The following is a 13,475-nucleotide window of genomic DNA, read 5'->3' on the forward strand; positions in this document are numbered from 1 at the left end:
GTGTCCGTCGACCAGCCCCGAGCCGAGGCAGCCGTCCGCGAGCTGCTCGCGGCCATCGGAGAGGACCCCGACCGCGACGGCCTCGAGGACACCCCCGCGCGCGTCGCGCGGTCGTACGCCGAGCTGCTGCGCGGGTACGACCAGGACGCCAAGGAGGTGCTCTCGGCCGTCTTCGAGGTCGGTCACCGCGAGCTCGTCCTCGTCCGCGACATCGAGCTGTGGAGCATGTGCGAGCACCACATGGTGCCCTTCTTCGGCGTCGCGCACATCGGCTACATCCCCGGCGAGACCGGCCACGTCACGGGCCTGTCGAAGCTGGCGCGGCTCGTCGACGTCTACGCCCGCCGCCTGCAGGTGCAGGAGCGCCTCACCACGCAGGTCGCCGAGGCGATGGTCGACGTCCTCGACCCCGAGGGCGTCATCGTGGTCGTCGAGGCCGAGCACCTGTGCATGACGATGCGGGGCGTCGCCAAGGCCGGCGCCCGCACCATCACCAGCGCCGTGCGGGGCCAGCTGCTCGACCCCGCCACGCGCGCCGAGGCGATGAACCTCATCACCCGGTGAGCTCCCCATGGTGACGCCCCCGATCCCCGGCCTGCCGCAGGACCGGTGCGTCGTGATGGGCGTCGTCAACGTCACGCCGGACTCGTTCTCCGACGGCGGCCGGTGGTTCGACCCCGGCGCCGCCGTCGAGCACGGGCTCGACCTCGTCCGCCGCGGGGCGGATCTCGTCGACGTGGGCGGCGAGTCCACGCGCCCGGGCGCCCTGCCGGTCGACCGCGACGAGGAGCTGCGCCGGGTCGTGCCCGTCGTGCGCCGCCTGGCCGACGCGGGGGTCGTCGTCTCGGTCGACACCATGTGGGCCGAGACCGCGCGCCAGTCGATCGAGGCGGGCGCCGCGATCGTCAATGACGTCTCGGGCGGCCGCGCCGACCCGCAGATGGTGCCCCTCGTGGCCGATGCCGAGGTGCCGTTCGTCGTGATGCACTGGCGCGCCCACTCCGACCGCATGCAGCAGCACACCGACTACACCGACGTGGTCGAGGACGTCGTGGGCGAGCTGCGCGAGCAGTACGCCGCCGTCTGCGAGGCCGGTGTCGACCCCGAGCGCGTGATCCTCGACCCGGGCCTGGGCTTCAGCAAGACCGGTGACCAGAACTGGACGCTGCTCGCGCACCTCGACCGCTTCACCGACCTCGGCCGGCCCCTGCTCGTCGCGGCCAGCCGCAAGGGCTTCCTCGGCGCGCTGCTGGCGGACTCCGTCGGTCCGCGCCCGGTCGACGGTCGCGAGGACGCCACGGCCGCCCTGAGCACCCTCGCGGCGCTGTCCGGCGCGTGGGGCGTGCGCGTCCACGACCCCCGCCCGAGCGCCGACGCCGTCCGCGTGGCCGCCCGGCTGCGCAGCGAGGCCGGCCGTGGCTGACGTCCTCGCGGCCCACCGCGCCTTCTACGACGCGATCGAGACGGGCGACGTCGACCTCATGGCCTCGCTGTGGGTCGACGACGTCGCCACCACCTGCGTGCACCCCGGCGCGCAGCCGCTGAGCGGCACCGGCCCGATCCTGCGGTCGTGGACCGTCCTGATGGCGGGCGTCGGGTACATCCAGTTCTTCCTGACCGACGTCGAGGTCACGCTGCTGCCGGCCACCGACCCCACCACCGCGGTCGTGGTGTGCACCGAGAACATCCTGTCCGACGCGGGCTCGGTCGAGTCGTTCAACGGCGGCAAGGCCGTCGCCACGAGCGTGCTCGTCCGCGATGCGGGACGCTGGCGGTTCTTCGCGCGGCACGCCTCGCCGCTGATCGAACCGGAGGACGCATGACCGAGCACCAGGGCGACCGCATCGAGCTGCGCGGCCTGTCCGCCGTCGGCCACCACGGCGTGTTCGACCACGAACGACGGGACGGACAGACCTTCGTGGTCGACCTCGTGCTGTCGGTCGACCTGCAGCCCGCCGCCGAGTCCGGCGACCTGACGCGCACCGTGCACTACGGCGAACTCGCCGAGCAGGTGCACGCGATCATCACGGGCGACCCCGTGGATCTCATCGAGACGTTGGCCCTCCGTATAGTGAGGGCGTGTCTGGGCCACGAGCCCGTCCGCTGGGTCAGCGTGACGGTGCACAAGCCCGAGGCGCCGATCGAGGTGGCGTTCACTGACGTCACCGTGACGATGGAGCGGAGCAAGCTGTGACCGAAGCACCCACGCCGTACGAACTCGACGCCGACACGATGACCGGGGGCATGCGACCCATCCGTCAGGCCGTCCTGTCGATCGGCTCGAACCTCGGCGATCGTGCCGGCCGCCTGCAGGGCGCCGTCTCCGCGCTGGAGGACACCCCCGAGGTGACCGTCGTCGCGATCTCGTCGGTCTACGAGACCGAGCCCGTCGGCGCGCCCGAGGGCTCCGGAGCGTTCCTCAACGCCGTGGTGCTGATCGACACGACCCTCACGGTCCACACGCTGCTCGACCGCGCGCTGGCGATCGAGGACGCGTTCGAGCGCGAGCGCAGCGAGCCGGGCGCCCCGCGCACCCTCGACGTCGACATCATCGTCGTGGGCGACCGCATCGCCAACGACGACTCCCTCGTGCTGCCGCACCCGCGGGCCCACGAGCGCGGCTTCGTGCTCGTGCCGTGGCTCGAGATCGACCCCGAGGGCGAGATCCCCGGGCACGGCTTCGTCGCCGACCTCCTGTCCGGCATCGACACCTCGGGCGTCACCAAGCGCGAGGACGTCGAGATCATCCTGTGACGTCCCGATGAGGAAGGCCCGGCGCAGCTCGCCGCTCTACGTCGCGTTGCTCGTCGCGTCGGGTCTCGTGGTCGGCCGGCTGCTGCCGCCGCTGGCCGTCCGCCTCGACGGCACGTCGCCGCCCGTCCCCGGCTGGGGCGCCGCGATCGTCCTGCTCTGCGGGGCCATCGCCGTCGGCGCCCTCGCGTGGGGCACGTGGCAGCGCCTGCACCGCGACAAGCGCCGCTTCACCGCCCACCACGCCATCCGACTCGTCGCGCTGGCCAAGGCCGCGGTCCTCGTCGGCGGCGTCTTCACGGGCGGCTACGCGGGCTACGCACTGGCCTACCTGGGCTCGTCCACCGAGCTCGGCGAGCTGCGCTTCTGGCGTGCCGCTGCCGCCGCCGGTGCAGCGTTGCTGCTGCTCGTCGCCGCCTTGTGCCTGGAGTGGGCCTGCCGGCTCCCGTCGGGCGACGACGAGGAGACCACCACCGAGGTCGGTCCCTCACCCGCCTGAGCCTTCGTCCGTCTGGAGGAGCGGTGACCGGTCAACCGAACGGTGCCCTCATTCGGTTGAGTGCTCACCGCCGAAGCGAGCGAGGGGTTGAGGACTCACCGCCGACGCCAGAACCTGCGCGGCGGCGGCACGTCGTGCTGCCACGTGGCGTTGCGCCAAGTCAGCAGGAGCCGCTCGTGGGCGCCCTTGGGCGCTCGTGCGGCGCTGATCGTGAAGGTGGCGCCGTCGCGCTGCACCGAGGTGGTGAGGTCGGCCGGGGCGTCGTCGCCCTGCTGCCAGGCCTGCCAGCGCAGCGTGACCTCACCGAGATCGCCGTCGCCGTCGACCTCGAGCCGGGCCGTGCGGCCGTCGAACGTGGCCGTCACACCCCGTAGGCGCACGCGCGAGTCCTTGCGGGCGAGCGCGTCGCGCGCGACCTCGGCCCAGTCGGCCAGGAACGACTCGTGTCCGTGCGCGATGGCCCCGGCGCGGGCGCGGGGGCGCATCGACTCGAGCCGCTCGCGGTCGGCCAGCAGGTCGAGGGTGGCGTGGGCCAGGCGGGCGGCGTCGCCCGGCGGCACCAGCACGCCGTCGACGCCCGACTCGATCTGCTCGGCCGGGCCGTACGGCACGTCGAACGCCAGCACGGGGCACTCGCGCATGCGCGCCTCGAGGATGAACAGCCCGTAGCCCTCGAAGCGGCTCGTGAGCCACGCGAGGTCGGCCTCCCAGAGCCGCTCGGCCGCGTCCGCGACGTGCCCGTGGAAGACCACGCGGTCGGCCACGTCGCGCTTCGCGGCACGGGCGCGCAGCGCCTCCTCCTCGTCGCCGTCGCCGTAGATCTCCAGCGTGGCCGTGGGGTGGCGCGGCGCCACGAGCGCGAAGGCGTCGATCGCGCGGTCGAGCTGCTTCTGCGGGTGCAGCCGCGCGATGACGACGATCCGCCCGGGCACGCGGGCGGGCGCGGGCGACGGCGGCTCCACGGCCTCCACCGGGTTGGCCACCACGTGGAACTGCGGGAGGTCGCCGAAGCGCAGCCGCAGGTCGTGGCGCTGGCGCTCGGTGAGGGTGTTGATCGCGTCGAACCGGTCGACGTGCTCCAGCGACGAGGCGTACGAGGGCTCCAGCGGGGAGTCCCAGCGCCGGTCGCCGCGCAGGTGTGGGTTGTGCATCTGGTGCATGAGCACGAAGCGCGGGTCGTCCAGCAGGCCGAGCTCCTCGGCGACGAACCGGCTGTCGCTCACCAGGAACACGGCACCGCCGGCGGGGGCCAGCTGACGCGTCCACCACCGCCACAGCGCGCCGAGCCCGTCGCCCGCCAGGACGACGCGGCCGTCGCGGTCGAGCACGCGGGTGTCGCCGTCCATGACGTCAGGCGGGGTGAAGGCGTAGGTCGTGCCGTCGGGGCGCAGGTACTCCCACGTGGTCTCGGTGCCGTCGGCGTCGAGGTGACGGCGGCGCCACACGTAGCCGTCCTCGGCGTCGTCCTCGGTCCGGGCGGGCGCGGGCACGGGGGCAGCCTCGACCGCGGGCAGCGCGCCCAGGTCGCGCTCACGGAGGTCCTCGTGGAGGTTGAGCAGCCGGCTCTCGGGCAGCAGCAGTCCGTCGGCGCGCAGGCCCGCCCGGATCGGCTCGTACGACGGCACGGGGTTGTAGGTCAGGATCGGGAAGTCGAGCCCGGCGGCGAGGAAGAGCCGGTGGCGCAGCAGCACCATGCGGGTCTGGCCGCCGGCGCCGAGCCGCACGTTGCCCACGACCGAGAACCAGGCTCCGTCGGGGAAGGCCGCGGCGGGCGCGCCCGGTGCTGCAGGGGAAGGCGACACGCGGCGAGCGTATAGCATCGACGCCGTCCGGGATGTTCGTCGAAGGCGTAGGTGACATGGGCAGGCTGCGGTCGCTCTCGCGGCGGGTGCTGGACCTCGCGACGGGTCCGGCGAAGCCCCTCGACGTGCTCGCGAAGGAGCTGCCGCCGCTCGTGCGCCGGCTGCCGAAGGACGTCGACGGCAGCGTGGAGGCCGACCTCCTCGCCCGGCTCCCCGAGCTCCTCCACGGCGTCGACCGCACGCAGCTCGTGCGCCGGCTGCCGTCCTGGGCGAAGGTCGCGTTGCACCACCTCGAGCACGACGACCTCGACGCCCTGCACGCGGCGCTGAACCTCGGACTGACCGACGTGCGCCAGTTCGCCGCGGGCGTGCACGAGGGCGAGCCCGTCGCCCACCTGCCCGGCTGGGACGACCCGAGCATCCCGCGCGAGGCGTTCGTGCTGGCCGACTCCGAGACCCGGTTCGCCGGCGAGGTCGTCCGGTCGCGCGTCGTCGGCGACCGCTTCGAGGCCGTGTTCCGGGCCGGCTTCGCGCACATCGACGTCCCGGGCGCCGTTCCCGAGCTGACCGTCCTCACGCCGGGCGTCCGCGCCGAGTGGACGGGGGAGACCTCCGGACACCGCGGCGGCGCCGCGACCTGGCGCGAGACCTACGACCGCAGCACCTGGGCCGTCGACGTGGCGCTCTCGCGGCTCGGTCCCGAGCAGGCGCTCGAGGTCGAGGTGGAGGTCCGGCTCGCCGGCCGCACCGCCACCGGTCGAGTGGGCCTCGTCGCCGCGCCCGACCCGATCGGACCGGCCGTCGACACGATCTCGCTGGAGCGCGGCACGATCGTCGTCAACGGCCGCGGCCTCGATGCCGCGCCGACGCTGGAGTCCGCGTCGGTGACGCTGGAGGCCACCGAGTTCGCTCGCCTCGGCTCGAGCTTCCGGGCCGTCTTCCCGGCCACCGCCGAGCGCTGGGGCCGTGGCGCCCTGCCGCTGCCCGTCGGCGACTACGCCGTCGTGTCCCAGGGCGACGCGCTGCCGCTCTCGGCCGACCTCGCCGGCTGGCCCACCGACCTCGAGGACGGACCTCTCGTCGGCCACACCACCGACGTGGGTCTGCGCCTCATCAAGCCGCGGCAGCGCGACGAGAACGCGATGTACGGGCAGCGCGACCTGCGCGAGGCCTACGCGGCGCTCGAGGTCGACGTGGACGCCCGCGCCGCGATGTTCCAGTGCTACTGGGCCGAGGTCGCCACCGACAGCCAGGCCGCGATCCACCGCGAGCTGCACCGCCGCGACCCGCGGATGCGGCTCTACTGGGGCGCGGTCGACCACTCCGTGCCGCTGCCCGAGGGCGCCAAGCGCGTGGTGGCCGGCACCCGCGAGTGGTACTCGGCGCTCGCCGCCTCGAAGTACCTCGTGAAGAACACCGAGGTCGGCACGTACACGCGCCTGCGGCCGGGCCAGGTCTACCTGCAGACCTTCCACGGCCAGCCCTTCAAGCGCATGGGACGGCCCGACTTCGCGCGCCGGATGGCGCCGTGGAAGGCGCAGTACGAGGCCACCGAGCGCCGCTCCGCCTACTGGCACGTGATCGCACTGCCCTATCCCGAGGCGGCGGAGTTCTACCGCGAGGCCTACAACTGGGAGGGGCCGGCGTTCGACCACGGTCTGCCGCGCACCGACTCGCTGCTGGCCGACGACGCCGACGAGGCGCGCCGCGCGACGCGCCGCCTGCTCGGCATCCGCGACGACCAAGTGGCGGTCCTGCACGCCACCACGTGGCGCGAGGACCTGTCGCGCGGCGACAACACGTCGGCCGATCCCGGCCTGCTCGACGTGAAGGCGCTCGCCGAGGAGCTCGGCGACGACGTCGTCGTGCTGCAGCGCAGCCACCATTCCGTCGCCCGGTCCGACCAGCGCCACGGCAGCGGGGGAGGCGTCGTCGACGTCACGGACCACCCCGAGATCAACGACCTCGTGTTGGCCTCCGACCTCGCGATCCTCGACTACTCGTCGGTGCGGTTCGACTACGCGATCACCGGCAAGCCGATGATCTTCTTCGTCCCCGACCTGGAGAAGTACGAGCAGGAGCTGCGCGGCTTCCTGTTCCCGTTCGAGGAGTCCGCACCCGGTCCGGTCGTGCGTGACTCCGGCGAGCTGGCGGCACTCGTGCGCGACACCGCGTGGAGCTCCGAGTACGCCGAGGCGTATGCCGCGTTCAACCAGCGGTTCAACCGGTTCCACGACGGGCACGCCGCCGAGCGCGCCGTCGACGGGCTGCTCGGGTGGGACGGGTGAGGCTGTTCCGCAAGGCGGCTCCCGAGCCGCTGCTGAGCGTGATCGTGCCGGTGTACGACGTCGAGGAGTACCTGGCGGAGTGCCTGGAGTCGATCCTCGAACAGCCGGAGGCGCCGTTCCAGGTCATCGTGGTCGACGACGGGTCGCCGGACGGCAGTGCGAAGATCGCGCGGAAGCACGCCCGCCGCGATGCTCGGGTGACGGTCGTGACCCGCCCGAACGGTGGTCTGAGCGCAGCGCGCATGACCGGCATCGAGCACGCCACGGCGCCGTACCTGACGTTCGTCGATTCCGACGACCGGGTGAACGCGATCGGTCTGTGGGAAGCGCTGGACTCCTTGCAGAGGACGAGTGCGGACTATGCGCTGCTGCCGTACCAGCAGTTCCGCGACCTGGGATCCATCAGTCCCACGCCGCCCTGGGTCGCCGAGTTCTACGACGAGCGCACGAGCACGGTCGTCGCGCACGAGCACCCCGAGATCCTGGCGCAGGCGACGGCGTGGTCGAAGGTGTATCGCCGTTCCTTCTGGGACCGTGCCGGTCTGGCGTTCCGCGAGGGCGTCCTCTACGAGGACCAGGAGGTCACGGCGCGGGCGTTCGCGGCGGCCGATCGCATCGACCTCGTGCCGTACCCGACGTACCTCTGGCGGGTGCGGCCCGGCTCCATCACGCGTGAGGCCACCGAGCGGTCCATCGGCGCGTTCTTCGACGCGATCGCGTTGAGTCTCGATGCGCTCGACACTGTGCCCGGTGCCCGCGCCGCGCGCGCCTCGCAGGTGCTGTCGAACGACGTGCCGCGGTACCTCCGCACGCTCGCGAAGGTCGAGGACGAGGGGTACCGCGAGCGGCTGCTCCGCGGGGCGCTCGACCTGCTGGCGGAGCCGGACCTCGATCTCGCCGAGGCACCGGCCGAGGCGCGGGTCGTCTACGCACTGCTGCGGGCCGGACGCGCGTCCGACGTCGCGACGTTCGTCGAGCAAGGCGGGTTCGAGCTCGCCTCGCTCCGATCGGACGAGGTGGGTGGGGAGCCCGCGCTGGTCTTTCCCTTCACGGGCGACCCGGACGTGCCCGACGAGGCGCGTGTCCTGTCGCAGCGGCAGACGCCGCTCGACGCGACGATCCTGCGGGCGCACCTCGACGAGTCCGGCCTGCGCCTGACGGTCGCCGCGTGGCTGCGCCATGTCGACGGCGATGCACCGACGTGTCGTGCCTGGCTGCGCGACATCACGGGCTGGGAGCGCGAGTTCACCGTGGCGCCCTCCGCGGAGTTCATCGGCCATCGGGTCCGCACCACCCGCCGCAGCAACGAGGACAGCGTCTGGGATCTCGAGCTGGAGCTGCCCGACCTCGACGACGTCGACTCGTCGGAGCTCGTGCTGGAGGTGACACATCGCGGACGAACGCGTCGAGAGGTCGTCACCCGGATCGATCCGACGGGCTCGGCCGCGATCCGCCAGCGGGCTGGCGACGTCGCTCTGACGGGCGAGGAGCCGTGGGCGCTGACGATCGACGAGGTCGTGCCGTGGGAGGGCGACCTGAAGGACCCCGCAGCGATCGAGATCCCGACCGAGATCGGCGAGCACGAGGTGCACGGCCTCGTCGACCAGTCGCTCGCGCTGCAGCTGCCGTGGGACGTCGAGCTGGGGGACCGGCAGGGGTACCTCGCGCTCGGCGGGCCGCGCCGGCTGAAGGTGGTCGTGCAGCCGCAGGTGCCGCGCGAGCAGCTGACCTTCTGGTGGCAGCGCGACCACGCATCGAGCCCGGATTGATGCTTGTTGTGTTGGGCCCAATGCGGTAGACTCCGAACATCAGTTCGAGGGTCGTCGGGGGACGCATGCATCGGGTGTTCAGTCAGATCGAGTCGGGGCCGCGGGCTCTCGACGCGGCGCTGGCGTGCGACCTGACCGAGCTCACCGCCGACGAGCTGGTGCGACTGAACCGGCTGGCGCAGGACCTCGTCCGCAAGGCCACGGCGCTGGGGCTCGCGGCCATGGCCGAGGCCTCCCGCGCCGAGGCGCACCGTGCGGCCGGGGAGATCTCGATGGCCGCGCTCGTCGCCCGGGAGGCCGGGGTCTCGCGTCGCGAGGCGGCCCAGCAGGTCCGCCTGGCCCAGCAGCTCGAGACCGCGCCCGTGCTGCGCGAGGCGCTCGGTCGCGACGGAATGTCGGCCGACAAGGCCCGCATCGTCACCGACGCCCTCCAAGGCCTTCCGGCCGACCTCACCACCGACGAGCGGCGCGCCGTCGAGTCCGACCTCACCGCGGCCGCGCCCGACCTCCCGCTCGAGCAGCTGCGCCGCAAGGCCCGCCGCGCGGTCGAGGTCGTCGACGTGCGCCGCGCCGACGCGATCGAGAACCAGCTCCTCGACCGCGAGGAGCGCCAGCAGGCCGCCGAGGCCTCGTTCTGGATGACCCGACCCGATCCCGCCACCGGCCTGGTCAAGGGCGGCTTCGAGGTCGACGCCGTCACGGGCGACCTCCTGCGCTCCCTCATGGACTCCGCCACGGCGCCCCGCAAGCAGGACGGCGTCATCGATCGTCGGCGCGCCCAGGGCGAGGCGTTCGTCCGGCTCGTGCGCCACCTGCCGAAGGACGGCTTCGGCAACCACGGCGGCGTGCCGGCCACGCTCGTCGTCACGGTCGACGAGGCCAGCCTGCGAGGCGCCACCGACCGCGCCGGGGTCACCGAGCACGGCACGGCCGTCTCCGCCGGCCAGCTCCGGCGTCTCGCCTGCGACGCGGGCATCCTGCCCCTGGTGCTGAGCGGCGAGTCCCAGGTCCTCGACCTCGGGCGCGAGGAGCGGCTCCACTCCGTCGCCCAGCGACGGGCACTGGCGCAGCGCGACCTCGGCTGTGCCTTCCCCGGCTGCGACCGGTCACCCGGCTGGTGCGAGAGCCACCACCTCGTGCCGTGGTCACGCGGCGGTCCCACCACCGTCGACGACGGGGTGCTGCTCTGCTCACGCCACCACCACGAGGTGCACGACCGCGACTGGGATCTCCGACTCCATCCCACCGACCAGATCGTCGAGTTTCGCCGGCGTCCCGGCGAGCCCTGGCGACGCAACCACCACTACCGACCCCTGAGCCTCACCGGGTGACCCGACCCGCGCCCACCGATCGGTAGGTTGACCGGATGGATCTCGTGCGCAGGATCGTGCAGCGGCTGCGCCGGCACGGCGACGCCCCGTCGCCGCCGGCCCTCGCCAAGCGCGTGCGCACCGCCTTCCGGCTCGACGCCCAGCAATGGCGGGCCCTCGTCGCCGAGGTCGAGTCCGGAGCCGCCACCTGGAACCGCGCCGACTGGCTCGACCTGCCCGTCCGCGACCGCGCGGCCCTCTACGCGGCCGCGCACGGCGACCGCGAGACCGTGGACCGGCTGGCAGAGTCGCGCACCGTCCACGGGCCCTCGTTCCTCGTCCATCGCGGCACGCATCGCATCGACCTCGGCGAGGGCATCGAGGTTCCCGGCTGGCTGCTCGCCGCGCAGGAGCACGACCTCGCCCTCCGCGTCACCGTCGAGGCCGCCGGCTCGTCGCCCGTGTACGTCGCCGGCACCAGCTTCATCTCCGGCCTCGCCTTCGACCCCGACGCCGACACCGTCACGGTGACCGCGACGACGAGCGACGGCACCGTCGAGGCGGACGTCACGATGCGGCCCGACCCGGTCGCCGACGCCGAGAGCGGGGAGCGGTGGGCCGACCAGACCGGCGCGTCCTGGTGGACCGCGATCGGCCTCGACCGTAGCCAGCCGATCACCCTCACCGTCACGGTCACGTCCGACCAGGTCGTCCGCACGGCCGAGGTCGTCGTGCCCGCGCTCGACGGAGCCGTGCCCCTCGCCGTCGTCCCCACCGCGTCCGGCGTCCGCCTCGCCGCCGGCGACCACGAGCTGACCGTGGCGGCCGTCTCCGAGGCCTGGGGAGGCGGGCCGTCCCCACTGCACCTCGACGCCCGCGTCGACCGGTTCGGTGCGGCCGCCACCATCCCCGCCGGTCGCTTCGCCGTCACCGCCGACGTGCCCCTCGACCTCGCCGACCCGGCAGCGCTGGCGCTGCCCCTGACCGAGCGGGCGATCGACCTCGTCGACCTGCTCGTCACGGCACGCGGCTGGACCTCCGGCGAGCCCGGCGTCGCCCTCGTCGTCAGGAACCCGATCCCCGTGGAGGACCGGGGCCGCCGTCGTCAGCGACTCCTCCTCGACGAGGTCCGCGAGAACGCCGGTCCGCTGCGCGACCGTGCCGTCGCCATGTGCTTCGGCGGCAGCGGTGCCGGCGACAGCGTGGCACCCGTCGCGCGTGAGCTGGTCCGTCGCGGCATCCCCGTCGACTTCGTCGTCACCGACCATTCCGTCGCCGTGCCCGAGGGCTCCCGTCCGATCCTGTTGCACTCCCGCGAGTGGCACGACGCGTTCACCCACGCGAGGTACCTCGTCAACAATGCGGAGTTCCCGCACTACGTCCGCTTCCGCGAGGGTCAGCGCTACCTCCAGACCTGGCACGGCACCCCGCTCAAGCGGATCGGCCGCGACATCGCCTCGCCGCGGCTCTCGGCCGGCTACACCGCGGCGATGGCGCGCGAGGCCGGCGCGTGGGAGGCGCTGCTCGCGCAGAACTCCTTCGCCGCAGGCGTGCTGCCGCAGGCGCTCGGCTTCGACGGCCGGGTCATCCTCGAGGGCTACCCGCGCAACGACGCGCTCGCCGGAGAGGGGGCCGATCTCCTGCGGCAGTCCACGCGCGAGGCGCTCGGGCTCGGCGACGAGCGCGTCGTCCTGTACGCCCCCACGTGGCGCGACACCGCCCGCACCGAGCAGGGCCGCCGCGCCTTCGTGTCGCACCTCGACGCGGCGCGGGTGCACGAGCGCACCGGCGCCACCGTCCTGCTCCGCAGCCACAGCAACGCCGCGGCGGGGCGAGGCCGGATCAGCTCACCCGGCGTCCTCGACGTCACCGCGCACCCCGACATCACGGCGCTGCTCGCCGCCGCCGACGTGCTCGTCACCGACTACTCCTCGGTGATGTTCGACTTCGCCGTCACCGAGCGGCCCCAGGTGCTGCTCGTGCCCGACGTGGAGGAGTACCGCGACGACCGCGGCTTCTACCTCGACCTCCAGGAGACGCCGCCGGGACCGATCGCGACCTCCACCGACCAGGTGATCGAGGCGCTCGCGGGACCCTCGTCGGACCAGGCGCGCGCGTTCCGCCAGCGGTACGCCCCGCTCGACGACGGCCACGCCGCCGCGCGCGTGGTCGACGCGTGGCTGGGACCTCAGGAGCCGAGCAGCCCCAGCAGGTAGCCGCCGTAGCCGCTCTTCACAAGGGGGCGGGCCAGCTCGGCCAGCTGCTCGTCGGAGAGCCAGCCCAGCCGCCACGCGATCTCCTCGGGGCACGAGACCTTCAGCCCCTGCCGCTTCTCGATCGTGCGGACGAACGCGCCCGCGTCGGCGAGGTCGTCGAATGTGCCGGTGTCGAGCCAGGCGGTGCCGCGCGGCAGCACCTCCACCTGCAGCGTGCCCTCGTCGAGGTACGTGCGGTTGAGATCGGTGACCTCCAGCTCGCCTCGCGCGGACGGCCGCAGCGCGCGGGCGCGCTCGACCACCGTGTCGTCGTAGAAGTACAGGCCCGGCACGGCGTAGTTGCTGCGCGGGACGCTCGGCTTCTCCTCCAGGGAGATCGCCCGCCCCTCGGCGTCGAACTCCACGACGCCGTAGGCCCGCGGGTTGGCCACGTGGTAGCCGAACACCGCGGCGCCGACGGTCTGGTCGAAGCGCTGCAGGTTCGTGCCGAGGCCCGCACCGTAGAAGATGTTGTCGCCCAGGACCAGCGCTGAGCCCTGGTCGCCGATGTGGTCGGCACCGATGAGGAACGCTTGCGCGAGGCCGTCGGGCGACGGCTGCTGCGCGTACGTCAGGTTGATCCCGAACCGCGACCCGTCGCCGAGCAGGCGCTGGAACGCCTCGGCGTCGTGGGGCGTCGTGATCACCAGGATGTCGCGGATGCCCGTGGCCATGAGGGTCGACAGCGGGTAGTAGATCATCGGCTTGTCGTAGACGGGCACCAGCTGCTTGCTGACCCCGAGCGTGATCGGGTGCAGCCGCGATCCGGTTCCTCCGGCCAGGATGATGCCGCGCATGGGT

The 13,475-nt window shown here is 73.2% G+C and carries 12 protein-coding genes; 10 read left to right on the forward strand and 2 right to left on the reverse strand.

What is annotated here, in order from left to right:
• From folE to O3S82_RS02020, 6 genes are read left to right on the forward strand one after another with little or no spacing between them, the layout of a single operon-like run.
• Entirely contained in the window at window positions 1-564 is a 564-nt protein-coding gene (gene folE, locus O3S82_RS01995) for a GTP cyclohydrolase I FolE (RefSeq protein WP_269305164.1), read from the forward strand.
• 7 nt (window positions 565-571) lie between these two features.
• On the forward strand, window positions 572-1,423 hold the full coding sequence (gene folP / locus O3S82_RS02000; RefSeq protein ID WP_269305166.1) for a dihydropteroate synthase: 852 nt from the start codon (window positions 572-574) through the stop codon (window positions 1,421-1,423).
• On the forward strand, window positions 1,416-1,823 hold the full coding sequence (locus O3S82_RS02005; RefSeq protein WP_179426619.1) for a nuclear transport factor 2 family protein: 408 nt from the start codon (window positions 1,416-1,418) through the stop codon (window positions 1,821-1,823). The genes folP and O3S82_RS02005 overlap by 8 nt, the downstream gene beginning before the upstream one ends.
• Window positions 1,820-2,194 (forward strand): dihydroneopterin aldolase, encoded by a 375-nt coding sequence (folB, locus tag O3S82_RS02010; protein ID WP_179426617.1) that lies wholly within the window; start codon window positions 1,820-1,822, stop codon window positions 2,192-2,194. The genes O3S82_RS02005 and folB overlap by 4 nt, the downstream gene beginning before the upstream one ends.
• Complete coding sequence (folK, locus tag O3S82_RS02015; RefSeq protein WP_179426615.1) at window positions 2,191-2,754, forward strand: 2-amino-4-hydroxy-6-hydroxymethyldihydropteridine diphosphokinase; 564 nt, start codon at window positions 2,191-2,193, stop codon at window positions 2,752-2,754. Before folB ends, folK begins: the two co-directional genes overlap by 4 nt.
• 7 nt (window positions 2,755-2,761) lie before the next feature.
• Window positions 2,762-3,250, forward strand: coding sequence for a DUF3180 domain-containing protein (locus tag O3S82_RS02020; RefSeq protein ID WP_269305169.1), 489 nt, complete (start codon window positions 2,762-2,764; stop codon window positions 3,248-3,250).
• Between the two features lie 95 nt (window positions 3,251-3,345).
• On the opposite strand, the gene O3S82_RS02025 is transcribed toward O3S82_RS02020, so the two are convergent.
• The gene (locus tag O3S82_RS02025; protein ID WP_269305171.1) at window positions 3,346-5,052 is read right to left on the reverse strand and encodes a glycosyltransferase; all 1,707 of its coding nucleotides are present in this window, start codon (window positions 5,050-5,052) and stop codon (window positions 3,346-3,348) included.
• Between the two features lie 56 nt (window positions 5,053-5,108).
• Between O3S82_RS02025 and O3S82_RS02030 the strand changes: the two genes are divergently transcribed.
• The 4 genes from O3S82_RS02030 (at window position 5,109) to O3S82_RS02045 (ending at window position 12,635) form a co-directional block, all read left to right on the forward strand.
• Window positions 5,109-7,340, forward strand: coding sequence for a CDP-glycerol glycerophosphotransferase family protein (locus O3S82_RS02030; RefSeq protein ID WP_269305173.1), 2,232 nt, complete (start codon window positions 5,109-5,111; stop codon window positions 7,338-7,340).
• The gene (locus O3S82_RS02035) at window positions 7,337-9,109 is read left to right on the forward strand and encodes a glycosyltransferase family A protein (RefSeq protein WP_269305174.1); all 1,773 of its coding nucleotides are present in this window, start codon (window positions 7,337-7,339) and stop codon (window positions 9,107-9,109) included. The genes O3S82_RS02030 and O3S82_RS02035 overlap by 4 nt, the downstream gene beginning before the upstream one ends.
• 74 nt (window positions 9,110-9,183) lie before the next feature.
• Entirely contained in the window at window positions 9,184-10,440 is a 1,257-nt protein-coding gene (locus O3S82_RS02040) for an HNH endonuclease signature motif containing protein (protein ID WP_269305176.1), read from the forward strand.
• 35 nt (window positions 10,441-10,475) lie between these two features.
• A complete protein-coding gene (locus tag O3S82_RS02045) occupies window positions 10,476-12,635 on the forward strand; it encodes a CDP-glycerol glycerophosphotransferase family protein (RefSeq protein ID WP_269305178.1) in 2,160 nt (719 codons plus the stop codon).
• Here the strand turns inward: O3S82_RS02045 and rfbA are convergent.
• Window positions 12,608-13,471 (reverse strand): glucose-1-phosphate thymidylyltransferase RfbA, encoded by an 864-nt coding sequence (gene rfbA / locus O3S82_RS02050; RefSeq protein WP_179426599.1) that lies wholly within the window; start codon window positions 13,469-13,471, stop codon window positions 12,608-12,610. The genes O3S82_RS02045 and rfbA overlap by 28 nt on opposite strands.
• Window positions 13,472-13,475: the final 4 nt, after the last annotated feature.

It is taken from the genome of Aeromicrobium sp. HA, assembly GCF_027171405.1.
GTDB lineage: Bacteria > Actinomycetota > Actinomycetes > Propionibacteriales > Nocardioidaceae > Aeromicrobium > Aeromicrobium tamlense.

Excerpts from the sequence above, each read along its gene's own strand:
- O3S82_RS02020 (WP_269305169.1), top strand. The coding sequence starts at position 2,762 with ATGAGGAAGGCCCGGCGCAGCTCGCCGCTCTACGTCGCGTTGCTCGTC.
- O3S82_RS02045 (WP_269305178.1), top strand. The coding sequence starts at position 10,476 with ATGGATCTCGTGCGCAGGATCGTGCAGCGGCTGCGCCGGCACGGCGAC.
- rfbA (WP_179426599.1), bottom strand. The coding sequence starts at position 13,471 with ATGCGCGGCATCATCCTGGCCGGAGGAACCGGATCGCGGCTGCACCCG.
- folB (WP_179426617.1), top strand. The coding sequence starts at position 1,820 with ATGACCGAGCACCAGGGCGACCGCATCGAGCTGCGCGGCCTGTCCGCC.
- O3S82_RS02030 (WP_269305173.1), top strand. The coding sequence starts at position 5,109 with ATGGGCAGGCTGCGGTCGCTCTCGCGGCGGGTGCTGGACCTCGCGACG.
- folP (WP_269305166.1), top strand. The coding sequence starts at position 572 with ATGGTGACGCCCCCGATCCCCGGCCTGCCGCAGGACCGGTGCGTCGTG.